This is a genomic window from Streptomyces sp. NPDC020958 (assembly GCF_055562175.1).
Genome location: NZ_JBVHFU010000013.1, coordinates 73,982 through 99,190, shown reverse-complemented (window position 1 = coordinate 99,190; position 25,209 = coordinate 73,982). Strand labels below are relative to the sequence as shown.

The 25,209-nt window shown below is 68.5% G+C and carries 24 protein-coding genes; 15 read left to right on the top strand and 9 right to left on the bottom strand.

Features of this window, described 5'->3' with window-relative positions; all coding sequences use genetic code 11:
* Window positions 1-9: 9 nt before the first annotated feature.
* Complete coding sequence (locus ACZ3KP_RS30625) at window positions 10-996, bottom strand: aldo/keto reductase (protein WP_467503315.1); 987 nt, start codon at window positions 994-996, stop codon at window positions 10-12.
* Between the two features lie 211 nt (window positions 997-1,207).
* Here ACZ3KP_RS30625 and ACZ3KP_RS30620 point away from each other — a divergent pair, with 211 nt between their 5' ends.
* The 3 genes from ACZ3KP_RS30620 to ACZ3KP_RS30610 are packed head-to-tail and all read left to right on the top strand — an operon-like array spanning window position 1,208 to window position 2,350.
* A complete protein-coding gene (locus tag ACZ3KP_RS30620) occupies window positions 1,208-1,753 on the top strand; it encodes a DoxX family protein (protein ID WP_467503533.1) in 546 nt (181 codons plus the stop codon).
* Between the two features lie 48 nt (window positions 1,754-1,801).
* The gene (locus tag ACZ3KP_RS30615) at window positions 1,802-2,149 is read left to right on the top strand and encodes a MazG-like family protein (RefSeq protein WP_467503314.1); all 348 of its coding nucleotides are present in this window, start codon (window positions 1,802-1,804) and stop codon (window positions 2,147-2,149) included.
* A 33-nt stretch (window positions 2,150-2,182) separates the two neighbouring features.
* On the top strand, window positions 2,183-2,350 hold the full coding sequence (locus ACZ3KP_RS30610) for a hypothetical protein (RefSeq protein ID WP_467503313.1): 168 nt from the start codon (window positions 2,183-2,185) through the stop codon (window positions 2,348-2,350).
* On the opposite strand, the gene ACZ3KP_RS30605 is transcribed toward ACZ3KP_RS30610, so the two are convergent.
* The 4 genes from ACZ3KP_RS30605 to ACZ3KP_RS30590 all read right to left on the bottom strand — a co-directional run bounded on the left by ACZ3KP_RS30605 (window position 2,326) and on the right by ACZ3KP_RS30590 (window position 5,689).
* Entirely contained in the window at window positions 2,326-3,183 is an 858-nt protein-coding gene (locus tag ACZ3KP_RS30605) for a hypothetical protein (RefSeq protein WP_467503312.1), read from the bottom strand. The genes ACZ3KP_RS30610 and ACZ3KP_RS30605 overlap by 25 nt on opposite strands.
* A 102-nt stretch (window positions 3,184-3,285) precedes the next feature.
* The gene (locus ACZ3KP_RS30600) at window positions 3,286-4,383 is read right to left on the bottom strand and encodes a polyprenyl synthetase family protein (protein WP_467503310.1); all 1,098 of its coding nucleotides are present in this window, start codon (window positions 4,381-4,383) and stop codon (window positions 3,286-3,288) included.
* Between the two features lie 91 nt (window positions 4,384-4,474).
* Window positions 4,475-5,032 carry a GNAT family N-acetyltransferase gene (locus ACZ3KP_RS30595; RefSeq protein ID WP_467503308.1) on the bottom strand — a complete coding sequence of 186 codons (558 nt, stop codon included), beginning with the start codon at window positions 5,030-5,032 and terminating at the stop codon, window positions 4,475-4,477.
* Between the two features lie 111 nt (window positions 5,033-5,143).
* The gene (locus ACZ3KP_RS30590; protein WP_467503306.1) at window positions 5,144-5,689 is read right to left on the bottom strand and encodes an AMIN-like domain-containing (lipo)protein; all 546 of its coding nucleotides are present in this window, start codon (window positions 5,687-5,689) and stop codon (window positions 5,144-5,146) included.
* 365 nt (window positions 5,690-6,054) lie between these two features.
* On the opposite strand from ACZ3KP_RS30590, the gene ACZ3KP_RS30585 reads away from it, so the two are divergent.
* Window positions 6,055-6,327: a type II toxin-antitoxin system Phd/YefM family antitoxin gene (locus ACZ3KP_RS30585; RefSeq protein WP_467503304.1), complete on the top strand. Its 273-nt coding sequence runs from the start codon at window positions 6,055-6,057 to the stop codon at window positions 6,325-6,327.
* Window positions 6,324-6,581, top strand: coding sequence for a Txe/YoeB family addiction module toxin (locus tag ACZ3KP_RS30580; RefSeq protein WP_093503681.1), 258 nt, complete (start codon window positions 6,324-6,326; stop codon window positions 6,579-6,581). Before ACZ3KP_RS30585 ends, ACZ3KP_RS30580 begins: the two co-directional genes overlap by 4 nt.
* A 32-nt stretch (window positions 6,582-6,613) precedes the next feature.
* Here the strand turns inward: ACZ3KP_RS30580 and ACZ3KP_RS30575 are convergent, their stop codons facing one another.
* Together ACZ3KP_RS30575 and ACZ3KP_RS30570 are read right to left on the bottom strand one after the other, a co-directional pair.
* Window positions 6,614-7,492 (bottom strand): hypothetical protein, encoded by an 879-nt coding sequence (locus tag ACZ3KP_RS30575; RefSeq protein ID WP_467503302.1) that lies wholly within the window; start codon window positions 7,490-7,492, stop codon window positions 6,614-6,616.
* 167 nt (window positions 7,493-7,659) lie between these two features.
* Entirely contained in the window at window positions 7,660-8,379 is a 720-nt protein-coding gene (locus ACZ3KP_RS30570) for a type 1 glutamine amidotransferase (protein ID WP_467503301.1), read from the bottom strand.
* Window positions 8,380-8,453: 74 nt separating this feature from the next.
* On the opposite strand from ACZ3KP_RS30570, the gene ACZ3KP_RS30565 reads away from it, so the two are divergent.
* Window positions 8,454-9,053 carry a DUF4760 domain-containing protein gene (locus ACZ3KP_RS30565; RefSeq protein ID WP_467503300.1) on the top strand — a complete coding sequence of 200 codons (600 nt, stop codon included), beginning with the start codon at window positions 8,454-8,456 and terminating at the stop codon, window positions 9,051-9,053.
* A gap of 136 nt (window positions 9,054-9,189) precedes the next feature.
* Here the strand turns inward: ACZ3KP_RS30565 and ACZ3KP_RS30560 are convergent, their stop codons facing one another.
* On the bottom strand, window positions 9,190-10,884 hold the full coding sequence (locus tag ACZ3KP_RS30560; RefSeq protein WP_467503298.1) for a TIGR04141 family sporadically distributed protein: 1,695 nt from the start codon (window positions 10,882-10,884) through the stop codon (window positions 9,190-9,192).
* Window positions 10,885-11,083: 199 nt separating this feature from the next.
* Here ACZ3KP_RS30560 and ACZ3KP_RS30555 point away from each other — a divergent pair, with 199 nt between their 5' ends.
* The 6 genes from ACZ3KP_RS30555 (at window position 11,084) to ACZ3KP_RS30530 (ending at window position 21,751) form a co-directional block, all read left to right on the top strand.
* A complete protein-coding gene (locus ACZ3KP_RS30555; protein ID WP_467503296.1) occupies window positions 11,084-13,210 on the top strand; it encodes an N-6 DNA methylase in 2,127 nt (708 codons plus the stop codon).
* Window positions 13,211-13,289: 79 nt separating this feature from the next.
* On the top strand, window positions 13,290-15,386 hold the full coding sequence (locus tag ACZ3KP_RS30550; protein WP_467503295.1) for a type I restriction-modification system subunit M: 2,097 nt from the start codon (window positions 13,290-13,292) through the stop codon (window positions 15,384-15,386).
* Window positions 15,383-16,681 (top strand): restriction endonuclease subunit S, encoded by a 1,299-nt coding sequence (locus ACZ3KP_RS30545; protein WP_467503293.1) that lies wholly within the window; start codon window positions 15,383-15,385, stop codon window positions 16,679-16,681. Before ACZ3KP_RS30550 ends, ACZ3KP_RS30545 begins: the two co-directional genes overlap by 4 nt.
* 7 nt (window positions 16,682-16,688) lie before the next feature.
* A complete protein-coding gene (locus ACZ3KP_RS30540; protein WP_467503291.1) occupies window positions 16,689-17,930 on the top strand; it encodes an AAA family ATPase in 1,242 nt (413 codons plus the stop codon).
* Window positions 17,927-18,541: a DUF4276 family protein gene (locus ACZ3KP_RS30535; RefSeq protein WP_467503290.1), complete on the top strand. Its 615-nt coding sequence runs from the start codon at window positions 17,927-17,929 to the stop codon at window positions 18,539-18,541. The genes ACZ3KP_RS30540 and ACZ3KP_RS30535 overlap by 4 nt, the downstream gene beginning before the upstream one ends.
* Before the next feature lie 6 nt (window positions 18,542-18,547).
* Window positions 18,548-21,751 carry a type I restriction endonuclease subunit R gene (locus tag ACZ3KP_RS30530; protein ID WP_467503288.1) on the top strand — a complete coding sequence of 1,068 codons (3,204 nt, stop codon included), beginning with the start codon at window positions 18,548-18,550 and terminating at the stop codon, window positions 21,749-21,751.
* A gap of 45 nt (window positions 21,752-21,796) precedes the next feature.
* On the opposite strand, the gene ACZ3KP_RS30525 is transcribed toward ACZ3KP_RS30530, so the two are convergent.
* Window positions 21,797-22,210 (bottom strand): ATP-binding protein, encoded by a 414-nt coding sequence (locus ACZ3KP_RS30525; protein WP_467503286.1) that lies wholly within the window; start codon window positions 22,208-22,210, stop codon window positions 21,797-21,799.
* A 242-nt stretch (window positions 22,211-22,452) separates the two neighbouring features.
* Between ACZ3KP_RS30525 and ACZ3KP_RS30520 the strand changes: the two genes are divergently transcribed.
* The 3 genes from ACZ3KP_RS30520 to ACZ3KP_RS30510 all read left to right on the top strand — a co-directional run bounded on the left by ACZ3KP_RS30520 (window position 22,453) and on the right by ACZ3KP_RS30510 (window position 25,203).
* Entirely contained in the window at window positions 22,453-23,304 is an 852-nt protein-coding gene (locus ACZ3KP_RS30520) for a helix-turn-helix domain-containing protein (RefSeq protein ID WP_467503285.1), read from the top strand.
* A gap of 11 nt (window positions 23,305-23,315) precedes the next feature.
* On the top strand, window positions 23,316-23,507 hold the full coding sequence (locus tag ACZ3KP_RS30515) for a hypothetical protein (protein ID WP_467503283.1): 192 nt from the start codon (window positions 23,316-23,318) through the stop codon (window positions 23,505-23,507).
* A 79-nt stretch (window positions 23,508-23,586) separates the two neighbouring features.
* Window positions 23,587-25,203 (top strand): serine/threonine-protein kinase, encoded by a 1,617-nt coding sequence (locus ACZ3KP_RS30510; RefSeq protein ID WP_467503281.1) that lies wholly within the window; start codon window positions 23,587-23,589, stop codon window positions 25,201-25,203.
* Window positions 25,204-25,209: the final 6 nt, after the last annotated feature.

Sequence of the window (25,209 nt, the reverse complement as noted above, 5' to 3'; positions counted from 1 at the left end):
AGGGGCCGCTCACCGTTCGAGCAGCCGGTCGATCTCGGCCAGCTGGGCCTCGGTGAGCGGCCCCTTCGCGAGCGCGCCGGCGTTCTCCTCGGCCTGGGCGACGGACCGGAAGCCGGGAATCGGGACCGTGCGCGGGCTGCGCGCCCAGATCCAGGCGAGGGCACCCTGGGCCAGGGTCCGGCCCCCGCTGGTGAGCACGGACCGCACGGCCTCGATCCGCTCCACCCAGGCGGCGTCGGCGCCGGTCCCGTCCCCGAACCCGGGCAGCCAGGCCGGCGGCCTGCTGCGGATGTCCCCGGCGCCGGCCGCGGCCCGTCGGCCACCGAGCAGCCCCATGGCCAGCGGGCTGCGGTTGATCGAGGCGAGCCGCAACTCCTCGGCCAGGGCCACCAGTCGCGGTGCGTCCTGGAGCACGTTGAGGGTGTGCTGCACGGCCGTGCAGTGCGGCCCCTCGGCGAAGACGGCGGCACGGTCGGGGTCGTCGGTGCTCCAGCCGTAGCCGCGGATGAGCCCCTCCCCCACCAACTCCTCGCAGACGTCGCGGAGTTCGGCGGCGCGCGCCGGGTCGGCGTCGGACAGGTGCAGCTGGTAGAGGTCGACGTGGTCGGTGCCGAGGCGGCGCAGCGAGGCGGTCAGGGCGCGGCGGACGTACGCCGGGGAGTCGTCGGCGCCGGTGAGGGTGCGGGTCTCCTCGTCGAAGACGTTGCCCCACTTGGTGGCGACGACCACCTCGTCCCGGTGCTTGCCGAGGGCGCGGCCGAGGACGCGCTCGCTGTGCCCGGCGCCGTAGGTGTCGGCGGTGTCGAAGAAGGTGACGCCGAGGTCGAGGGCGCGGCGCACGGCCCGTACGGACTCGTCGTCGTCGACCTTGCCCCAGCCGAGCGGCTGCCCGTCGGCGTCCTGCCACTCGCCGCCGATGGCCCAGCAGCCGAAGCCGAGCGCGCTGACGCGGATGCCGGAACGTCCCAGGGTCCTGGTGGTGCTGTCGGTTTCCATGGGTCGGACGCTAGAAGTTGAAGTGCACGCCAAGGCAAGGGCGCGGTCCGCGGGGCGGCCTGCCGGGGGTCCGCCGGGCGGGCGGGCCCGGGTCGGCGCCGTGGCCTCGCGGGCGGGGGGCGCCACCCGAACGGCCGCGAGGACGGGTCGTTCGGGTGTGGCGGGTGCGACGGTGGAAACCCGTGATCCGTTGCCGCCGATGGGAGTCACCGTGACCTGCTACGACCGACGTGATGTGGGGCTGCTGCTGCTCCGGCTGGGCACCGGCGGGGTGCTGGCCGCGCACGGCGCGCAGAAGCTGCTCGGCTGGTTCGGCGGGGGCGGGATCACGGGCACCGGCCAGTTCATGGAGTCGGTCGGGTACGAGCCCGGCAAGCAGAGCGCGGTGGCGGCGGGGCTCGCGGAGGCGGGCGGCGGCACGCTGCTGGCGCTGGGCCTGGCGACCCCGGCGGCGGGTGCCGCGGCGGCCGGGGCGATGGCGGGCGCCGCCGCGCTGCACATGCCGAACGGCTTCTTCGCGCAGGAGGGCGGCTACGAGTACGCGGCCTCCTTGGGCCTGACCGCGGCGGGTCTCGCCGTCTCGGGCCCCGGCCGGCTCTCCCTGGACCACGCCCTCGGCCATGTCCTCGACCGGGGCTGGATGGTCCCGGCGGCGCTGGGCGTGACCGCGGCGGCGACGGCCCTGGTGATCGGCGCCCGGAACAAGCGGGTGCAGCGGGCGAAGGAGGGGGAGCAGGAGGCGCTGTTCGAGGAGTGAGTGCCGGGCGGGGCGGACGGGGTGGGCAGACGGGGCAGACTCTCCGGCATGACGGAACAGCGAACCGCGCCCCCTGACCCGACGCCGGACCTGTGGACCTCGGTCGAGGACCTCTGGACCTGGCTGGACGCCCACCGCGAGCACGACGGCGAGACCGGCGTCGTCCTGCGCATGCTCAAGCTCACCGAGGAGGTCGGCGAGGTCGCCCAGGCGGTGATCGGCGCGACCGGCCAGAACCCCCGCAAGGGCGTCACCCACTCCTGGGAGGACGTGCAGGGCGAACTGTGCGACGTGGTGATCACGGCACTGGTGGCCCTGCGCACCCTGACCCCGCAGGCGAGGGAGGTCTTCGAGGGGCACCTGGCCCGGGTGCGGGAGCGCTCGCTCACGCCCTGAGGCGTGTCCGGCCCGGGGTTAGCCTCCCCGGGTGTGCCGTTGGGGATCTTCACGGCCGGGTTCGACGAGGACGGCGTGCTCCCCCGCAACCAGAACGCCGCCGACGACCCCTTCGCCGTCCCGGACGGCCCCGTGCGCGACGGTGGCGTGACCGGGCGACGCGGTGGCGGGTCCGTTCAGACCGCCGCCGTCGGCGTGTAGAACACCGACCTGCCCTGCTTGCTGCGCTGGGCGAGGTTCCTGGCGACGAGGCTCTCCAGGGTCGTACGGATCACCGTCGTCTTGATGGTCCGGCCGGGCTGGCCGGACCTGATCGCCTCCGCGACCTCGACCGCGGAGCGCGGCTCCTGCTGCTGTCCGAGATACGTGCGCACGGCGTCGACAAGAGACGGCTTCGCCGCGTCCGGGGCCGCCTCACCAGGGGCCGCCCTGCCGGCGTCTGCCTTACCGGCGTCTGCCTTGCGGGGGCTTGCCTTACCGGCGTCTGCCTTGCGGGGGCTTGCCTTACCGGTGTCGGTCTTACGGGGGCCTTCCCTGCGGGAGCCGGCCTTGCCGGAGCTCGCCTTGCCGCTGCCGGCCTTGCCTCGACCTGCCGTGTCGGCGCTCGCCTTGCTGCTGCCGGAGTCCGCCGCCCCGTTCGACGCGGGCCCGGTCTTCTGGCGCGGTACGACGGCCACGGTGACCTCCGCGCCCTTCGCCGCCGCGGCGGACGCGGGGGCATCGGCGGACGTGGCGGACTCGTTGACCTCGTGGGCCTCGTTGACCTCGTGGGCCTCGTGGGCCTCGTCGACCTCGTTGCCCTCGGGCGCCTTCGCTCCCTCCGCGGCTTCGGGGGCGGAAGCCCCTGCCTGCGGGCCCAGCGCGTCCCGCAGCCGCTCCAGCACCACCCTGTTCTCCCGCAGCGTGCGCAACTGCGCTTCGAGGGCGGCGATCTCGGCGCCGAGACGCTCCTGTTCCGCGGCGTTCAGATCGAGGTCCTGCTGGATGCGCTCACCGTACTGAGAAGCCAGTTCGGTGCTCGGTGACTCAGACATACGGCTGACCTCTCTTCGGTGTGCTCGATGCGGGGTACAGAGTACGCACCTACGGGACAACTCACCGCCTGTCGGTCACAATCCGTTCACGCAGGCGCTGCTTCACCGGGACCGTTCGACGCTCCAGTACGGCAGTGCCTCGAAAAATCCGACCGCCTCGCTCCGCCACCGCTCACGCCAGCCGCCGGCGACCAGAACCGCCTGGTCGGCATGGGCCCGCATCGACTCCCGCAGCCGTTCCCGCACCCCGCGCTCCTCGGCGATCCCCCGGACGACGGCGATCGTCGCGTCGCTGCAACTGCTGTCCCCCAGGGCCGCCTCCACCAGGCACCGCTCCGCCCCGCTGACCGAGGACAGCAGTGCGGCCACGACATAACTGCGCCTGCCGTCGCGGACATCGGTCCCGACCGGCTTCCCCGTCTCCTTGCCGTCCCCGAAGAGATCCAGGTAGTCGTCCCGCATCTGCGCGCAGATCCCGACGAGCCGTGCGTACCGCCGCAGCTCGTCCGCGTACCGCTCCGGTCGCTCGCCGGCCGCCAGCAAGCCGAGGTGCAGCGGGGCGAGGAGGGAGTACCGGGCGGACTTGAAGTCGGCGACCTGGTGCAGGACTTCGTCGTCCGGGACGGTGTCGCCGAGGTCCCGCTCCAGGTCGACGACCTGCCCGAGCACCGTCTCGGCGGCGGCCCGGGTCAGCACCTCGACCATGGCCTGCCGCACCGACGCGTCGCCCTCCGCGCCGAGCAGCACCCGCACGGCCAGCGCCAGCGCGAGGTCACCGGCGAGCACGGTGAGCCCGAGGGCCGTCCGGGGGTGACCGGGGAACCGCTCACGGTAGGCGTAGTAGGTGGAGGGACCCCCGCGCCGGACGGCACTGTCGTCGATGAGGTCGTCGTGGATCAGCCCGTGGGTGTGCAGGAGTTCGACGCCGAGGGCGGCGTGGTCCAGCCCGGCGACGGGTTCGTCCGTCACGAGACGCGCGGCCTCCCGCAGCACCACCACCCGGATCCGTTTGCCGCCGCGCAGGGTCAACTCCCGTACCATCGCGAGGCTCTCCGGGGCGAGGTCGCCGTAGGACGGGACGTCGAGGCGCCCGTCGCCGCCCAGCGAATCGAAGTAGCACACGAGCAGCTTCTCGAAGTCCCGGACGTGACCGGCGAGACGGTTCGTCAACGGGTTGTCGGCACCGGGTGCGTCGGACATGGGGGCGGCTCCTGACCGGGCGGGCGGACTCGGACGCTCCATGATGCGCGATGCCGCACGACGGCTCCGGCCGCCTGCCGGCCGGTCTGCCTCAGCGTCCCGGAGCCGACGGCGACGGCAGGTCCCACGTCTGCAGGGCGTAGGGCCGCCCCTTCTCCTCCCCCTCGACCAGCGGCACGTCGAGCAGTCGGAACCCCGCCTTGGTGGCGACGGCGACGCTGGCGGCGTTCTCGGCTTCCAGTTCCAGGAAGACGCGCCCCACGCCCAGCTGCTGGAACGCGTACGCGGCCATGATCCGCACCGCCCGCACGGCCAGCCCCTGGCCACGGTGCGCCGGGCCGAGCGCGTAGCCGATCTCCCCGCCCTCGGGGCCCAGCCGCAACATCACCTCACCGAGCGGCGCGCGGCCGTCGGTGGTGATGGCGAGCAGAACGGTCGTGCCCTCCGCGCGCAGTTGCCGGGCCCGGTCGAGCCGTGCGACGGCGGCCGCCTCGTCGAAGGGGGAGACGATCGGCGTCCAGTAGGCGATGTCGGGATGGTCGAACAGCTCCGGCATCGCGGCCAGGTCCGCCTCCGTCCAGTCCCGCAGGACGAGACCTTCGTCCGCGAGCTCGATCCGCTCGGGCAGCGGTATCGGGGTGCCGCTCATGATGCCGTTCCTCCCTGACCTGACGAGACGGGGCAGCATATCCGGCGCGCTGATCTCCCTGGACCGCCGACGGCCGGGGCGCACCGGGAAGCGCACCCCGGCCGGACGGGGTCACCAGGTGTGGGCCACGTCCACCACGAGATGGTCGGCCGTCTGGAAGGCCCGGAACGGCAGCCGGGCCCGCACGCCCAACCCCGCCTGGGTGTAGCCCTCGGACCCACCCGTGACCTTGAACTCCCGGAAGGTCCGGTACCCGGTGACGTCGACGGCGGGCAGCGCCGGGTAGGGCTGTCCGGTCGCCGGGTCGTAGCGCGAGGAGAACAGCGAGATCTCCAGAATGGCGCCGCCCTTGATGGGGACCACGGCGTCGGACGGGTCCTGGTGCAGGACGTCGACGTAGCGGACGTTGTACTTGATCGGGTCGGCCGAGGAGCCCTGGGCGTCGAAGACCAGCCGGTCGTAGCACTCGTGCTGCCCGGCCCGCACGTCGACCAGCCGCCTGTTGACAACGGAGTCCCCGCTCTTGTCCAGGCTTCCCCACGTCACGGCACAGTCCACGGCCGCCGGCGCGGCCACCGCCGGAACCGTACCGGCCACCAGCCCACCGCCCGCCAGCATCATCGCGGCCAGTGCGGTACCTATGTGTCGCCGTCGCATGACTACCCCCCGGTAGCTCGCGTTGGTGTGTGTCTGGTAAGACAGACGGCGCCTTGGATAGTTGTACGCCGCGAAACGGCCCATTGCGACACAGAAGCCCTTCCAGGCCCGGCCGCCCCACAAGCCTCCGCTTGCCCCCGCCCCAGGAGTCCGGCACCCAGAGACGGGTTCTCCCGGCTCGCGCTGACCGGCAGGGCGGGAGAGCCTGAAGCGAGGCAGGGGTGCGCGGTCCGCCCCCCTCCCCCCCACACACGCTCGAACCGTCCGGAGCGAGGTTCACAGCTTCCGCGTTCCGCGACTCGTACCAGAATCAAGTACCAGTGCGGTACCATTTTCGAGTACCACCAGGAAAGAGGTGCTGCCGGATGACCATAAGTGCCAGCGAGGCCCGCAAGGACCTCTTCCCCCTCATCAAGCGCGTCAACGACGACCACACCCCCGTGCGTATCAGCTCCAAGAGCGGCGACGCGGTTCTGATGTCCGCCGAGGACTACGACTCCTGGCAGGAGACCGTCTACCTGCTGCGCTCTCCCGCCAACGCGCGCAGCCTCATGGAAGCCGTCGCACGGGACAGGGCCGGCGAGGCCGTGGTCACCAGGACCATGGCAGAGCTGGAAGAACTGGTGGGTGACGGGTGAGGAGCGTCCACTTCGACCCGGCCGCATGGGAGGACTTCCTGTTCTGGCTCGGCTCGGACCGCGCCATGGCCCGCAGGATCACCCGGCTGATCGGCGAGATCCAGCGCACCCCCTTCACCGGCATCGGCAAGCCGGAACCCCTGAAGGGTGACCTGTCGGGCTACTGGTCACGCCGGATCGACGACGAGCACCGGCTCGTGTACCGGGTGGACGAGAAGGAAGTCAAGATCCTCAAGGCCCGCTACCACTACTGAGGCCACCGCTCTCCGTGTCGCGGTCGCCAGCCTCACCCCCAACGCCCTGCGTCATCTGCGCCGTGGTGTTCAGCGTTCGCTGTGGTGAACGACCCCTGGTGCTCCACGACTTCCACGACTTCCACGACCTCGCCGTCCACGACTTTCTCATCCGTCATCCGGTGCGAGGGCTCCGCCAGCGGCAGGCTGGAGAGGTGCTTCTTGAGCCTCTTGGCCATCGGAAGGTAGGTCGCGAAAGTGAGCCCGCCGGAGACAGCGGCCCCTACGAGGGGGATGGCCTTGGAGACGGTCTTGGCGAACGACTGCTTCGTCATCTGGACGCCGAGGTATGCCGCGACCTTCTTCACTATCGGATAGATGACACCCTGGGTCAGCGCCTTCTGGGGCAGCTTCTTGGCGACCTCCTTCGACATCATCCCGGCGACCTTCCCCACGGCCGCGTTCGCCGACTGGGTGCCGAACATCACGCCGAAGAACAGCGTGAGTACTCCCATGGTCGCGTCGTCGAGGTCGTCACCGTCCTCGGAGAACAGATCGGGCCAGCTGTAGAGGTACGCGAGCTTCTGCGAGATACGCACCATGTGGCCGAAGTACTGGGCCATGTCCGCGGGTACGGTGGCGGGAAGGGCGAGGACGCCGGGTATTCCGGCGGCGGCGGAGAGGGCGCTGACCTTGGCGGTTTCGTAGCGGATGGAATCGTTGGCCACCTTGTCGAGAACCTCGACACTGATGCCCGCCGCGGCAGGGGTCCCCTCTATCGCTCTTCGGATGTCGTCCTGGGAGCAATGGCGAGCCAGCGCACTTCGGAGGTACGCCTCCCGGTGAATACGCACGCCCGGGAGCTTGGCTGCCGCCAGCAGCACCGCGGAGAAGCGCGACTCTGGGTTCTCGACCTCTTTACCCTGTTTCATGGCAGGAACCTACAGTGGCTCCGCGTCCCAAGAGCCCTGCTTTGTCAGCACCGTTGGGACCTCGTTATGCGAGTGACGGGACCCGGCGAGCAAAGTCCGAGGGCTGTTGAAGGTGCTGCGGAGGCGGACCTCTGCTGGTTTTGACTTCCGCAACAGCCTGATGCGCTTCACACCGGCCGGCTGATGCCGCCGCCTCTGACATGCGCGGCGAACCGCAGCGCCACCTCTCGCCACACCCGGGCAGCGGCCGCATCCTCCCGCATCGCCGCCCGCCGCAGCTCCTCCCGATCCACCCCATGTCGCTCGGCCCGCCCCTCAGGCCACTGCGCGATGCGCTCCGGTCCGGCCTCGGGGTGGAACTGCACACCCCAGGCCACGTCACCGACCCGGAACGCCTGGTAGGGGCACAGTTCGCTGCTGGCCAGCCAGTGTGCCCCCGGGGGCAGCCGCACGATGGCGTCCACGTGGTTCTCGATCGCGGCAGGTCGCTCCGGCAGCCCTTGGAACAGGGGGTCTCCGGCCGCCTCCGCGCGCAGCGTCAGCACGGTGCTGCCGAACTCCGGCTCGCCGTGCCCGCCCGCCACCTCTCCGCCCGCCACCTGCGCGAGCATCTGCGCCCCGAGGCAGATTCCGAACACCGGGACCCGCCTGTCCAACGCCTGTCTCACCAACGCCCGTGCACCCGCAAGCCATGGGGCCGTCTCGTCATCGTCAGGAAGGTGAGGCCCACCCAGCACGATCAGCGCCTGATGCTCCAGCCGCCCGGGCATCACCTCCCCCGCATGCCCCCGCACCACCTCGACCCCGAGGCCGCCCTCGGGAAGCCACTCGGCCCACCGCCCAGGCCCTCCCTCCTCGGCGTTCTGCACCACCAGCGCCGTCGCCATGTTCCCTCCAACTCCCGGCCGGCTTTGTCTTCCCCACCGTTGTCACCCGCGATACCCGATGCCAGTCTGGACGGATGGACAGCGAGACGCTGCTCGTCAACGTGGTGACACTGCTCCTGTCGATGACCGCGATCGGCGTGACCCTCCTGCTCACCCTGCGTCAGATCCGCCTGATGAACAACTCCAACCAACTGCCGCTGGTCCTGGACTTGTTCAGGGAGTGGCGGTCGGCCGAGTTCGTCCACAGCGAAGAGCGATTATGGGCGGGCCTCGTCTCGGGAGAAGGTGCCGACCAAGGCATCAGCGGTCTCGAACAGCCCATCCGCGACGACGTCTACCACGTGTGCGCCTTCTACCAGATGCTCGCCTACCTGGTGGCGTTCCGCGTCGTCGACGAGGACCTGGTCTTCCTGGCCACCCACTACCGAATCCTGCGCACCTGGGAGACCGTGCGCCCGTACGCCCTCGCGGAACGCCACATACGCGGCGACCCCTACGCCTACCTCAACTTCTTCGAGGACCTGGCCGCGCTCACCCGCGCCAAGTCCAGCCAGGACGTCTACAACACGGCCCGCAAACGCGCCTACGGGCGTGACAGGACCCCGGCGCAGTCGTTTCGGACGGGTCGCGGGCCGGCCGCAGGTCGCCCTCGCTCCGCCGGCGAACGCCCTTGATCCCCGAGCCGTGGAAACAGAGAGCGGCAGACGAGTCGGGCTGTACGCCGAGGAGAGTCGCCGCAGGGCTATGACCTGCGCAAACGTATACGAGGTGCGCTGGCGTGGCCTTGACGGCTACGTTGGACGGGCCTCGCTACGCGGCCAGGTGACGGATTCCCGCCCGGCTCGGAGGTGCCACTACGGCCTGAATCCCGACGACCTCGACGGCGACGCCCCACGCCTCAAGCATCTTGGCCGTCTGCACGAGGGTGACCTGGGAGAACGGGAACAGCGTGTCGGCGGTGAGGTCGGTTCCGTTCTTCAGCAGGATCGCGAAGACGACCTTCGACGGCCGGAAACCCTCTGGCAGGACCCGGCCGGGCCGGGCCGCGGCCACCTTCCGGGCGAACCCGTCCATGGCCTCCGGCGAGTGCAGCAGGGTCTGCACGGCGACCACGGCCTGCCCGAACAGATGGCTCAGCGCGTCGGACCCCTTGGCCCGCTTCACCATAACCAGGACATCGTCCGAGCTCAGCAGGTCGCAGATCTCCACGCCGTTGCCCCGGTGCAGCGCGCTCCGGACGTTGTCCCGATCGAAGCAGACGTACCCGGGCCGCAGATCGGGCACCGACTCGTTGTAGTCCCGCTCCTTGTCCCCAAGTACCCAGGCCGGCAGATCTACTGAGGGCGTGTCGGTGATGAGCCGCTCCACCTGCGAACGGATCACCTCCAGGTACGCCTCACCGATCTCGTACCACTGCCCGTCCAGCAGGAAGAACCGGCGGGCACCGAGCGCCACCTCCGCCTCGATCCACCGCAGCACGCTCGACGTCCAGATGACGTCACCCTTCTCCGCCCGGGTGTGCGCGTAGAGGGTGACGGTGCCGTCCCCGAGCGCGGCAAAGCGCGTTCCCGCCCTCTGCACGCGGGCCCGGTTGAGGACGTACTCCAGGCTGAAGTCGTCGGTGAGGTAAACGTCCCTGCTGTGCACCTTGGTGGCGAACGCCTGGGCGGCGCCGTAGTCGTCCCAGTGATCGGACGGGACGGCGACCGCGACTCGTCCGTCCGGCGGCTCGCCGAGCATGTCGTCGAGGCGCTCCTCAAGCCGCGTGACGAGGCCGTCGTCCTTGACCGGGACGATGTGCTCGACGAACTCCAGTTCCGGAGTCGGGGCCTCCTCCCGAAGGACACGGGCGATGGCCCGGATGTCCGCAACCAGGTCCGCGGCGTCGACGCCGAGACGCATCCGCAGCCCGGTACCGCCCTCCACACTGGAGATCTTCGTACGGTCGTCCTGAGCGATCGTCAGCTGGATCCCGTCCAGCCGACCTCCCAGCCGCCGCACGATCTGAGCGTGCTCCTGGACACCCAGGCTCCAGACCGGAGCGCCGCCGGGCACGAGGGTGATGTCGGTCCGGCCGCCGCCCGGCGTATGGGAGACCATGTCCCGGATCTGAGCGGGGTCCACCCTGCGGATCACGAAACTAAGCCCGAACCGCTGGTCCTTCACACGGTCGGGCACCAGACGGAAGCCCTGGTCGTAGCCGACGGCGTACACCTCGCCGTCGACGGCGAGCATCAGCAGCCCGGCCGGCCGGTTCACGGGCCGCGACACCTCGCACCCGGTCGTGCGGTTGATCTCGTCGCACCAGCTCGCGACCGGCTGCTCGAAGCTGCCGGTGACCAGCAGCGTCGGAACACCCAACCGCTCCTCCGGGAAGTCCAGCTCCGCACCAATGGCTTCGAGCCGGGCCGGGTCGAGCACCTCGAACATCGCGTCGACCGTGGGAGCGATGCCCGTGAGCCGGTACAGGGTGCGCTTGGACGTGCCGGAAGTACTGGTAGCCATGGTGCCGCTCCATTCGAATTGGTGTTGGGGGCACAGGAATGCCCGGGAGACCCGGGGAAGCCAGGAAGCCAGGAAGCCAGTGAAAGCATAACCAGTAGAGCGACAACTGAAAGCACTGTCAAACACTTCACGTCCGTTGGGTTCCGGTATAGAGTGAAGCCGTCCAGTACGCCCGCCCCACGTCACCCGGCAGGAGCCCATGAACCAGCAGGCCAGTGCCCTTGTGACCGCCGCCGACATCTCCCGGCTGGCCGGCGTCACCCGCGCCACGGTGAGTAACTGGCGTCGTCGGCATGCGGACTTCCCCACGCCTACAGGAGGCACGGACACCAGCCCCACTTACGACCTCGACGCCGTACGCGCCTGGCTCGCCGCCCGTGGCCAACTTCCCGAGGACACACCGGCGGACCGGCTTCGCACCGCACTGCGCACCCACCCCGGCGACGGCGAACTGGCCCTGCATCTGCTCCCTGTGGTGCTCGCCGCGGCCCGACTGGACAGGAGCGAACGCGAAGTCCTTCCCGAATTGCGTGACGACGCACTGCTGCGATGGGCCCGGTCGGCTGCGGTTGGCAAAGCCCAGGACATCCCGGGAACCGAGGACGCCGCATATGCCCTCGAGGCGGCCGAGCCGCTGAGGGCCCTGGTGCGGTGCGTCGTCGCTGAGGGCGGCGAGTCCGCGACGGATGTCCTGGCCGAACGTCTGCTGGAGGACTCGGGGGGCACCGGCACCTACCTCACGCCGCGCCCCTTGGCCGACCTCATGGCCCGGCTCCTGACCAACAGCACGGGAGCCTTCCCTGCGAGCGTTCTCGACCCCGCTTGCGGCACGGGATCCCTGCTAGCCGCGGCGGCATCCGCAGGAGCGACCGAACTTCACGGCCAGGACGTCCTGGTCACCCAGGCCGCCCAGGCCGCCGTACGGCTCCGGCTGAGCGACCCCGAGGCCGACGTCACCGTACGTTCGGGAGACAGCCTGCGCTCCGACGCCTTCAAGGGCCTCACCGCCGACGCTGTCCTGTGTAATCCTCCGTACGGAGTCCGCGACTGGGGGCACGAGGATCTGGCGTACGACCAACGCTGGGCCTACGGCGTACCGCCCAAGGGGGAGCCCGAACTCGCCTGGGTCCAACACGCCCTGGCCCACCTCGCACCGCGCGGCCGTGCCGTACTGCTCATGCCGCCCGCCGTCGCGGAACGCACCGCTGGCCGGCGTATCCGAGCGCAGCTCGTACGCGACGGCGCCCTCCGCGCGGTCGTCTCGCTTCCCCAGGGCGCGGCAACCCCACTCCACATCGGCCTGCATCTGTGGGTGCTCGAACGACCCGATCCGCAGGCCGAAGCTCCGAGTACGGTCCTGCTGGTCGACGCATCCGCTTCCGGGAACCGGGATCTCGACTGGGCCGCCATCGGCGACACCGTGCTCTCGGCGTGGCGGCTATACCTGGCGGACCGGGACAGCTTCACCGGAGCCCCAGGTATCGCCGGCGCCGTACCGATCACCACCCTCCTCAATGAGGCCGTGGACCTGACTCCGGCCCGCCACATCCGAACGGCTCCCCGACAGACTCTGCGCCCCGCCCTGCTGGCCCGGCAGGCATCGGAGCTTTACAACCAACTCCACCGGGCCGCGAGGGACCTGACCGGCCTCAGCGCCGAAGGCGACTGGCCACCGACAGACGAGCGACCCCGCGACTGGCGCACAGCAACGGTCGAGGATCTTCTGCGCGGCGGTGCTCTCAGCTTGCTTCGCACCGCGCCCGGAAGCCGCCGGACCCGTAGCGGCCAATCGCTACCGCAGCCCGAACCAGAACTCGGCGGACGACCAACGCTCACGGAAACCGACGTCTTGAAGAACCAACCCGCCTCCGGAACGGAAGCCGACCTTCCCACAGGCGTCGCTCTCCCCTTGATCCAGGGAAGTGACGTGCTGCTCACAGAGATGCTCCGCGTGGGACGTAGCGCCGTGGCCCGGGTCGTCGAACCGGGCGAGACAGGGTGCTTCCTCGGTCCTCATCTACTGCTCTTCCGCCCGGATCAACGTCGGCTCGACCCCTGGTTCCTGGCTGGGTTCCTCTCAGCGGAGCAGAACGTCAACGCTGCGGCCACCGGCAGCACATCCATCGTTCGAGTGAACCCTCGACGACTACGCGTTCCCTTGCTCCCACTCGCCGAACAGCAGCGCTACGGCACCGCGTTCCGCCGCCTGCACGAGCTGCGTACCGCCGCCCGCCGTGCCGACCAGACCGCCGAGGACCTCACACGTCTCCTCGGCACCGGACTCACCGGCGGCGCGCTGTTGCCGGACGGTCACGGATCGGCGTGAAACGTGCGGCCCGGCACCGCGAACGATCAGACTTGACCTCTCCGTCCCTCGGGGACGGCGAAACTCCGGAAGGACAGCGTTGAACAGCAGTAAGCACACGGAACTGGCGAATCATGCATGGTCGGTCGCCGACCTCCTGCGCGGCGACTACAAGCAGTCCGACTACGGCAAGGTGATCCTGCCGTTCACCGTGCTGCGGCGCCTGGAGTGCGTCCTCGCCCCGACCAAGGACAAGGTCCTGGAGGTCGCCGCCCGCTACGAGAACCAGGACATCAACCCCGACCGCTTCCTGCGCAAGGCGTCCGGCCACAGCTTCTACAACACCAGCACCTACACGCTGAAAGCCATCGCGGGTGACGCCTCGCACGCGGCGAAGTACCTCAACGAGTACTACGGCGCTTTCTCCCCCAACGCGCGGGAGGTCCTGGAGCGGTACGACTTCGCCCAGCAGATCAAGCGGCTGGAGGCGGCGGATCTCCTGTACCAGGTGGTCGGACGGTTCGCCGACCTCGACCTGCGGCCGGTGAAGAGAGATGCGGACGGCAATGTCGTACTCGACGAGTACGGCAAGCCAGTCGAGATTGTCACCAACCACCAGATGGGCTACATCTTCGAGGAACTGATCCGGCGGTTCGCCGAGCAGTCCAACGAGACGGCCGGCGAGCACTTCACACCGCGGGAAGTCATCCGGCTGATGGTCAACCTGCTCGTCGCACCGGACACCGACGCGCTGGCCCTGCCGGGCACCGTCCGGACGGTCATGGACCCGGCCTGCGGCACCGGCGGCATGCTCAGCGCGGCCGAGGAGCGCATTACCGCTCTCAACCCGGACGCCACGGTGAAGGTCTTCGGCCAGGAACTCAACCCCGAGTCCTGGGCCATCTGTCGGTCGGACATGATGATCAAGGGTCAGGACCCGGAGAACATCAAATTCGGCAACTCCTTCAGCCAGGACGGCTTCAGCAGCGACGACTCCAAAAGGGACAAGAACACGCCCACCACGTTCGACTACCTCCTGGCCAACCCGCCGTTCGGCGTGGAATGGAAGAAGGTCAAGGACACCGTCGAGGACGAACACGAACGCCTCGGGGAGAGCGGGCGGTTCGGGGCCGGCCTGCCGCGTATCAACGACGGTTCGCTGCTCTTCCTCCAGCACATGATCTCGAAGATGAAGCCGGTGGACGCGTCCGGGGCGGGCGGCAGCCGCATCGCGATCGTCTTCAACGGCTCCCCGCTGTTCACGGGGGCGGCGGAGTCGGGTGAGTCGAAGATCCGGCAGTGGATCCTGGAGAAGGACTGGCTGGAGGGCATCGTCGCCCTCCCTGACCAGCTCTTCTACAACACCGGCATCTCCACGTACTTCTGGGTGCTCAGCAACCGCAAGTCCAGGGACCGGCGCGGCAAGGTCGTCCTGCTGGACGCCCGCGACTACTGGCGCAAGATGCGCAAGTCGCTGGGCGACAAGCGCAAGGAACTGAGCGAGCAGCACATCTCCGAGATCACGAGGCTCTACACGGAGGCGCTGGCTATCGTCGACGCGGCGGAGAGGGGCGGCGGCCACGACCTGGCCGACCGGGTCGGGAAGATCAAGGTCTTCCGCAACAAGGACTTCGGATATCACCGGATCACCGTCGAACGGCCGTTGAAGCTCCGCTTCGAGGTGACGGAGGAGACACTGACAGCGATCACCGTGTCGAAGGCGATCACGCGCGCCTCGGACGCCGAGGCGTTCGCGGAAGCGCTGCGCCCGCTGGTCGGCAAGTCCTGGACGACGAAGTCCGACGCGTGGATCGACCTGAAGGACGCAGTCGTCGCTGCCGGCCTGTTGTGGCCGACGGGTGCGCCGTTCGGCAAGGCACTGCGGGAGGCGGTCGGCGTCCGGGATCCGGAGGGCGAGATCCAGCGCATCAAGGGCGAACCGGAACCGGACCCGGAGTTGCGCGACTACGAGAACGTTCCGCTGGAGGAGGACGTGGATGAGTACCTGCGCCGCGAGGTCCTCCCGCATGTCCCGGACGCGTGGATCGACCACAGCAAGACGAAGGTGGGGTACGAAATCCCCTTCACGCGGCATTTTTACGTGTACAAGCCGCCGCGGCCGTTGGCGGAGATCGACGCGGAGCTGAAGGCTTTGGAGGGCGAGATCCAGGCGCTGCTTGGGGAGGTCACGCAGTGACACGAACTTCCGTCGCCCCTTGGCTGGAAGGGTCTCGCTGGCCAACAGTGCCAATTCGGCTTGTTGCCCGCCTCGGCTCCGGGCACACGCCCAGCCGGAGCGTGCCCGAATACTGGGATAACTGCACGGTTCCCTGGATTACCCTGGCCGATGTGTGGCAGTTGCGCAGCGGCACCACCGATGTCATTAGAGAGACGAAGGAAAAAGTTAGCACGCTGGGCTTGGTTAATTCGGCAGCGGTAAAGCATCCGGCTGGCACCGTGATCCTCTCCCGTACTGCATCCGTCGGCTTCTCCGCCATTATGGGTGCCGATATGGCAACGAGTCAGGATTTTGCCACGTGGACGTGCGGGCCAAAACTGGATCCAAGATATCTTCTTCATTCGCTCAGGGCGATGGCTCCGGATCTCAAGCGAATTGCGACGGGATCCACTCACAAGACGATTTACATGCCGGATATTGAGCAATTGAAGGTCCCGGTACCCCCGGTGGATGAGCAACGCCGCATCGCCGACTTCCTCGACGCCGAGACCGCCCGCATGGACAGGCTGCGTTCGTCGTTGGCGCGTTTCGATAGGGCCGTCCGTGAAAGGGAGCAGGCCGTACTGGCGCAGATGCTCCACCCGAGCGCCGAGAAGCCCGGTGACAGTCTTCCCAATGACTGGAAGTGGACGCCGCTGGCACACCTGACGGATCAATTTCGGCAAATTATGTACGGCATCGTCTTGCCTGGCCCCAACGTGGCCGAGGGTGTTCCCATCATCAAGGGTGGCGACGTAGCAGCTGACAGGCTATCGCTAGGTACCCTGAATCGCACAACTCGGGAGATTGAGTCGGGCTACGCTCGCTCTCGCGTCAAGGGCGGCGACTTGGTCATCGCTATTCGTGGAAGCGTAGGCGAGATCGCTGTAGTGCCGGAAGAATTGACTGGCGCGAACCTGACGCAAGATGCTGCTCGGATTTCAGTGGATTCTGGAGTTTCCGCCGATTGGCTGCGCCTCGTCCTGGACTCACCCGCAGTGGTTCATCAGATTCAGCAGCGAGTCACAGGGGCGACGATCAAGGGCATCAATATTTGGGATCTGAAGCGCGTTCTGGTACCGACCCCCAGCTTGGCAGAGCAGACTTCCCTTGCTGCTTCCGTCAGCCGATCACTGGATACACATGAGGGGCTCCGGTCGCGAGTTGCACGACACTCCGCTCTCCTCACCGAGCGGCGCCAAGCCCTGATCACCGCCGCCGTCACCGGCCAGATCGACGTGTCCACTGCCAGTGGACGAGGGATCGAGGAATGATCGCGCCATGAGTCCCGCCGCGCCCCATCGCCCGCTGCCGTTCATCACCCGCGTCCGAGTCGAGAACTACAAGTCCATCGCTCGTTGCGACGTGACTCTGAGCCGGTTCACCGTGCTGCTCGGGCTGAACGCCGCAGGCAAGTCGAACTTTCTCGATGCCCTGCGCTTCGTACGCGACGCTCTTGCGAACGGCCCGGCGGAGGCCGTTGCGGCGCGCGGAGGGTGGGAGGAGGTGTTGCGCCGGGTCCCTGAGCCGGCGGCCTCCTGCACGATCGGTCTGGAGTTTCACCTACCGGCGATCCTCGGCGACGACGAGCCCTGGGTCGGGTGGTACGAGATCACCCTCGCCCCGGCGACTACCACCAGGGCGGGACGAGACGCGGTGCCAGGTGTCCGTGTCAAGCGTGAGTTCTGCGAGATGCACCACCCTGACGCCAAGGGCGGGGCTGACGCCGAGCACTTCCTGGTGCAAGACCGTACGGGAACGGGACGCCGTCAGAAGCTGCTGGAACTTTCACGAGTAGCTGACACAGGGCCGTTCGGTGAATTTCACGAAGTTCTCACTGAGATGTTCTTCTACAACCCCACCCTGTCCAGCCTCCGCGAGGCCCGCCCCAACCTGCCAACCGCCGGGACGCTGGAGGAGAACGGAAGTGGCCTCGGCCCGGCCCTGGCCGCGCTCGGCGACCAGGAACGTGAGCGCGTCTCGCAGTACCTCGGGGTGATCGTGCCCGGTGTCGTGGACGTCGGCCCCACAGACCCCTCCGCCGACTACATCGCGGCGCGGATCAGCTTCGCCACCGACGGCGACACCGAACCGCACGTCTTCCGGGCCGAGTCCATGTCGGAAGGGACCATCCGAGCCATCGGCCTGCTGACCGCACTCTTCCAGCCCGACGCCCGTGAAGGCTGGATTCCCCTCATCGCCGTCGAAGAGCCCGAGTTGGCGCTGCACCCGCTCGCTGCCGGAGCCCTCTACGACGCGCTCACGGAAGCGAGCGAATACGTACAGGTGCTCGCCACCACGCAGAGCGCGGAGCTGTTCGACCGCAAGGAGGCCGATCTGTCGGCCATCCGCGTGGTCGCCGCCGAGCACGGGGTGACGGTGATCGGTGAAGTGGACCCGGTGAGCCGGTCGATCGTTGCCGACGGCCTGGCCACCACGGCCGAACTGCTGCGTTCCGACCAGCTGCGCCCAGTAGTCAAGCCCCCAGCCCAGTCGGACGAGCACCCGGAGGGCGAGAAGTGAACCACCCGAGGGTCACGATCGCCTCCGTCGTCGAAGGTGAGGGCGAGATCAGCGCTCTGCCCGTACTCCTCCGGCGACTGATGTACGAGGCGCAGATCTGGGACGCGGACATCCAGCCGCCCTTCTTGGTCGACCGCGGCCGACTTGTCCGTCCGGGCGGGTTGGAAGCCGCCGTGGAGGCCCAGGCTCGACGCGTACCCGCGGACCACCCCGGGGGCATCTTCGTCGTGATCGACGCTGACGACGACTGTCCGGCCAGCCTCGGGCCTTCCCTGCTGGCCCGGGCCGAGGCCGCCCGCCCGGACCGCCGGACGGCCGTCGTGCTGGCGAATCGGGAGTTCGAGGCGTGGTTTCTCGCCTCGGCGCCCTCCCTCGGCGGCCGGGCAGGGCTCGCCGAGCATCTGGAGGTCCCGGCCAACAGCGAGACGTTACGCGACTGCAAGGGCTGGCTGACCCACCACCGGCGTGACGGCGTGCGGTACCGCCCCCGTGTGGACCAGGCAGCACTGACCCAGGACATGGATCTCGGTCTTGCCCGCGCCAACTCACCATCCTTCGACAAGTTCTGCCGCGACATCACCTATCTGGTCACCGGAAAGCGGGGGGAATAGCCAGTCATGTCCGTCCACGACGAAGCAGCATTCGGAAACGCCATAGTCGCCGCCCTGCTGGAGCACGGCTGGTGTGAGGGAAACCGACAGCACTACCGCCCCCACCTCGGCCTGGACACCGCCCAGCTCTTCGAGTTCATCGGCAAGACCCAAGCCGACGACTGGGCCGAACTGATCGCTCTCTACGGCGGGGATCCCAACACCGCCCAGGCCGGGTTCGCCAAGCGCGTGGACCAGGCGATCGGAACCGACGGTGTACTGGACGTACTCCGCAAGGGCGTGAAGGACCACGGCGTCCTGATCAGGCTCGCGTACTTCAAGCCGTCGCTCGTCGTGTCGGACGCGGTCCTGGACGACTACCGCGCGAACCGGCTGACCTTCGTCAAAGAGCTGGAGTACGCCGCCAAGCAGGCGGACAAGGGCAAGCGTCTCGACCTCACCCTCTTCCTCAACGGAATCCCGCTGGCGACCGCCGAGTTGAAGAACGCCCTAACTCGCCAGGGAGTGGAGGCCGCCAAGGAGCAGTACCGCACGACCCGCGACCCCAGCGAGTTGATCTTCGCGCGGCGCGTGATCGCGAACTTCGCCATCGACACGGACCTGGTGTTCGTCGCGCCGGAGCTGCGGGGCAAGGCGACACGGTTCCTGCCGTTCAACACCGGGTCGGAGGGCCCGGGGAAGCCCGGCGGCGCGGGCAATCCGGCGCCCACCGTCCCCGGGACGTACGCGACGTCGTACCTGTGGGAACAGATCTGGGAGCGGGACACCTGGCTTGACCTGATCGAGCGGTTCGTGCACCTCAGCAAGGAGAAAGGCGCGGACGGGCGGACGCGGAAGAAACTGATCTTCCCGCGCTACCACCAGTGGGACATCGTCAAGAAGCTCGCCGGCCATGCGGCCCGCCACGGCGCCGGTCACAACTACCTGGGTATGGCCTCTGCCGGCTCCGGCAAGTCGAACACCATTGGATGGCTGGCGCACCGCCTGTCGTCGCTGCACACGCCCACCGACCCCGCCGAGATCGACCCCGATGCCTTGGCCGCAGGGCTCAAGCCCGGTGCCCCGGTCTTCGACAAGGTCGTGATCATCACCGACCGCCGCAATCTCGACGCCCAGCTCCGCGAGACCGTGGGCAGTTTCGAGAAGACCGCCGGTCTCGTCGTGAAGATCGACGAGAAGCACGGCGCGAAGTCGGACCAGCTCGCCAAGGCGCTATCCCGCGAGACCGGGAAGATCATCACCGTCACGCTGCACACCTTCCCGGCCCTCATCGACTACCTGCGCCGCAACCCCACCGAGATACAGGGCCACAACTTCGCGATCATCGTGGACGAGGCACACTCCTCGCAGTCCGGCGACGCGGCCACGGCCGTACGCGCGGCGCTGCGTGACCTGGGCCTGGACTTGGACTCCGACGACGCCGGGGCAACCGAGCTGGAAGCGTTGGCAGCCACCACCGATGCCAGGCTCATCCGCAAGGCCGCCCAGCGCAGCAAGGCCTCCAACCTCTCCTACTTCGCGTTCACGGCCACGCCCAAGGCCAAGACGCTCGAACTCTTCGGCGCCCTGGAGAACGTCAACGGCAAGCCGACGTACGTCCCCTTCCACACGTACTCGATGCGCCAGGCCATCGAGGAAGGCTTCATCCTCGACCCCCTGCGCACCTACGTCACGTACAACACGTACTGGAAGCTGGTGAACAAGAACCCGGACGAGCGCGAGGTGGACCCGTCCAGGGCGAATCCGCTGCTCGCCCGGTACGCCCTCACGCACGACTCCACCGTGACACAGCAGGCGCAGGTGATCGTCGAGCACTTCCGCACCCACACCGCCGGCCGGCTCGGCGGCCGTGCCAAGGCCATGGTGGTGACGGCCTCCCGGCACAGCGCCGTGCAGATGGCTCGTCAGATCAGGAAGTACGTCGTCGACCAGGCGTACGCCGACCCCGGCATCCTTGTCGCGTTTTCGGGCAGCCTGACGTACGACGGCGAGGAGACCACCGAGCCGAAGGAGAACGGCGGCCTGGCCGAGTCCGCGCTGCCGAAGGCGTTCGCATACACACGCAAGGACGACAAGGCCGTGCGCACCGGCGGGACGGCGACGCAGCGCGAGTACCGCATCCTGGTCGTCGCCGAGAAGTACCAGACCGGCTTCGACCAGCCGCTCCTCACCACGATGTACGTGAACAAGAAGCTCGCGGGCATCAGCGCCGTCCAGACCCTCTCCCGCCTTAACCGCACCGCCGACCGCAAGTCGCAGGCGGATCTGGCCGTACTGGACTTCGTCAACGACGCCGAGGACATCAAGGCCTCCTTCCGCCCGTACTTCGAGGAGGCAAACACCCTTCCCTCCGACCCCAATCTCCTCTACACCGCGCAGAGCAAGGTCATGCAGCCCGACATCCTCGTCGAAGAGGAGATGCGGGAGTTCGCCGATGCCTACCTGGCGGCCGAGGAGAAGGCGGCGGGCTCGGTGGCCCGCTGGGAGAAGCTGCACGCGGAGCTGTACCGGCATCTCGGACCGGCCATCGAACGGTTCACCGAGCTGCTGGACCGCAAGGACGAGGCGGGCGACCCCGACGAGGAGGCCGCCGAGGCCGCTGAGCAGTTCCGCGCGGATCTCAACGACTACGTGCGGAAGTACGGCTTCCTCTCGCAGATCGTGCCCTACCGCGACGCCGACCTCGAATGCCTCTACCTCTACGGCCGCCACCTGCTCAACCGCCTTCCGCGACGCGGAGATGGCGGCGTGGACATAGGGGACGTCGACCTCAGTCACCTGCGCATCCAGAAGACCGGCGAGCACGACCTCGCATTGACGTCCGAGGGAGCAGCGGAGCTGCGTGGCTTCGGCGAAGGTGGGAGCGGTGCCAAGGAGCAGGAGAAGTCGCTGCTGTCGGAGCTGATCGAGAAGTTCAACGACAAGTTCGGCACCGATTTCACCGATCAGGATGTCATCACACCGTTCTCGGAGGCGAAGGCGGATCCGAAGGTCCGCGCCGCCGCCGTCAACGACGAGGAGAACTTCGGTCTCGTCTTCGACGAGGTCTTCGAGGACAAGATGGCCGAACACATCGACACCATCGCCGACATGGGACGGCAGTACTTCAGCCACGACGACGGTTTCAAGCAATCGCTCAACCAGAGTGCGCGGCGGGCGGCTTGGCGGATGATCCGCCGGGAGGAGAACATCGACGACGAGATGGCCTGAGTCACCCGGCCTTGCGTCCCCGCCCGGCCGAACCGCTCCGCCTGGTCAATGTTCCTGGTGTACCGAGAGTCCCGCGATCACGGATGTACCGCGCGTGGGGCGGGTCCGGACGGCCCAGGCGGTGGCGAGGCTGTCGACGAGGAGCAAACCCCGGCCGTTCTCGCAGTCGGCGTCCGGGTGGGCCAGTTCGGGATTGCCGGTACCGGGGTCGGAGACGGCGAGCCAGTAGTGTCCGTCGGCGGGCCACAGGACGAGTTCGATCAGGTCCTCGTCCTCCCGGCAGGCGCCGTGGCGGATGGCGTTGGTGACCAGCTCGGAGGTCAACAGGCCGAGGTCGTCGCCGAGATGGGGGCGAAGGACGTGCGGCAGCGATTCCGCGACGGCATGCCGGGCCCGCCGTACGGAGGTGGGGTGGGCGGGAAAGCGCCAGTGGACGGGTACGAGGGGGATGTCAGGCATGGCGAACTCCACGTTTTTGTGGGGGATTTGGAATCGCCGGTGGCCTACCGCCCTGGTCGCGGGCACACCCGCCCCAGGGCAGGCGGGCATGCTCGCGCGGTGCACTTCCGGCATTGCGGTGTGTAGCGTGCGCGATACTCACAGTAGAGCAGTGGGGGTACATGTGCTACCAACTCCTGGAGACCCATGGGAACGAACTTCGCTTCGCGGCAAACTGAGCCGCACGCGACGAGAGGGAACGCATGCCGCCGAGGAGCAATCCGACCGCACGCCAGCAGCGTCTGGGCGCAGAGCTTCGCAAGCTGCGGGAAGGGGCGGGGCTGTCCACCGAACAGGCCGCCGTGCTGCTGGACACGAAGCGGACCGTAATCACCAGCACCGAGGCAGGACGCCACGGTGTCAGCGCGGAGCGTGTCCGGCGCATTGCCTTCCGGTATGACTGCACGGACCAGGCCCTGGTGGATGCACTGGTCGCAATGTGTGGCGACCGCACGATCGGCTGGTGGGAGGAGTATCGCGACCTCCTGCCCGCGACATTCCTGGACATCGCCGAGTTGGAATGGCACGCTCAAGGTTTGCGTGTCAGCACGATGACGCACATGCCGGGACAGCTGCAGACCGAGGCGTACGCGCGCTCTCTCTTCCAAGCTGCTATCCCGCCACTGCCCGCTGAGGAGTTCGAGGCCAGAGTGGCCCACCGCGTGCAGCGGCACCGAGCCATCGACCGGCCCGAGGCTCCGTCCTACGTGGTGATCATCCACGAAGCCGCCCTGCGGATCGAAGTCGGTGGACGCAGGGTTCTGCGAGACCAGCTCGGTCACCTCATGACGGCCGCAGACCGCGACAATGTCACGATCCAGGCCATCCCGTTCTCGTCTGGTGCGTTCCCCGGTTCGGGCCAGGCGATCCTGTACGCCCTTGGCCAGGTGCCCTCGCTGGACACCGTGCAGCTTGATCGCACGACGGCGGGAGAATTCCTGCACTCGGGAGCTCACCTGTGCAAGTACCGGCTGCAACTTGACGAGATGCAGAGGATCGCGCTTCCGCCCAAGAAGACCGTCGATCTCATGCACGCCATTTCACAGAGCCTTTAGGAGCCTCCATCGTGCCTGACATCACCTGGGAAGCCCCCTTCTGCCAGGACGCGAGCAACTGCTTCCGCCTCGGCACCGATGCGGCTGGCAACGGCTACATAGCCGTAGCCGGCCAAGAGGACCACTACCTCACCGACTCCCTCCAAGCCCTGCGCACCCTCATCACCGACATCAAGGCCGGCAAGGCCGATCACCTGCTGTAACCCCTGCCGTGCGCCCCGCTAATAGGTACCGTGTACAGCGATCGACTGACGTGGCATCAGGACGACGGGGGCGCAACGCGTGTCGCAGGCGAGGAGAATCGGCGAGCAGGGCCGCTATGAGCTGATCGAGGAGATCGAGTCCGGCGGTATGGGCACCGTCTGGCGGGGCTACGACGCCGTCCTGGACCGGGAGATCGCGGTCAAGCTCATCCGGCCCGACGTCGTCGCATCGCCCGCGCAGGCAGAGGAGTTCGCCCGCCGGTTCGAACGCGAGGCCCGCGTCACCGCTCGGATCGGGCATCACGGGGTGCCGCAGGTGTTCGACGCGGTGTTGGACGAGGCGTCGTACGACCGGCTGTACCTGGTGATGGAGTACGTGCGCGGGATCTCCCTGCGCAGGGTGCTGGCCTGCGCGGAGGACGGAACGGCGGCCCTGCTCCCGGTGAGCTGGGCCGCGTCGATCGCGGCGCAGATCTGTACGGTCCTGTCGTACGCGCACGCCATCCCGGTCGTGCACCGCGACCTGAAGCCGGATAACGTCCTGATCGCCGCTGACGGCACAGTCAAGGTGCTGGACTTCGGCATCGCGAAGCTGCTGCGCACGGATGTCACCCGGCTCACGGCCACGGGCAGCCGGATCGGTACCAGCCGTTACATGCCTCCCGAACAGATCGACTGCGCGCAGATCACACCGCTGAGCGACCTCTACGCGCTCGGCTGCGTGCTGCACGAACTCCTCGCCGGAGAGCCGGTCTTCGGCGGCGACAACGAGTACCAGCTTCTGCACCAGCACATGAACGTGCCGCCGAAGCCGTTACGTACCCTGCGATCCGAGGTGCCGGAGGACCTGGAGGCGCTGGTCCTGGATCTGCTGGCCAAGGTGCCCGAGCAGCGTCCGGCCGACGCGTACGCGGTGTACGAGCGCCTCTCGCCACACCTGCCGCAACCGGGATCGGCAGCCGAGCCCGTGGCCCTCACCCACGACGGCTCCCCTTCCGAAGTCCCCGACCCGACGGTGGTCTACCGACAGCCGAACGCACCCCTGCGGCGGACCACGCCAACCGCGCCCTCGCTCGGGCCGATGGCCCCCGTACCGGTCGCGGCGCGCGTCGACACCGCGCTGCGGGACGCGATCCGGGAGGCCTACGCCCGGTCCGCGGACCTCGCCGAGAGCGGGCGGTTCGCCCAGGCCGCGGACGTCCTCAAGGCAGTGATCGCCACAGTGGGCACCGCCCTCGGCGCGGACAACCCCCGGGTGCTCGGTCTGCGGCGGCAGCGCGCGGCGGTTCTCATGGCCGGCGAGGACTTCCGGCGTGCCTTGCCGGAGTTCGACGCTCTTGCCGCCGTCTACGCCCGTACGGCGGGACCGGCCGATGAAAGCACCCTGGAGTGCCGTCGGCACGCCGCCCACTGCCGGGCCAACCTCGGACAGGCCACGGTCGCCCTGCGGGAGTTCCAAGAGGTCCTGGAGGTCGTGTCCGACGAAGCCGGGGACGCCTCCGAAACCGCTTTCGACCTGCGCCGCAGCATCGGCGTACTCCTCTTCTCCGAGGGCCGCCGTGCCGAGGCTGAGGGGGTCCTCGACGCCCTCCACGAGGACATGTGCGTCCTCCTCGGCGAGGACGACGAGGAGACCCGCGAGATCGCCGATCTCCTCGCCCGACTGCGCGGCCCGGAGGGACCACGCCCTTACTGACGTTCA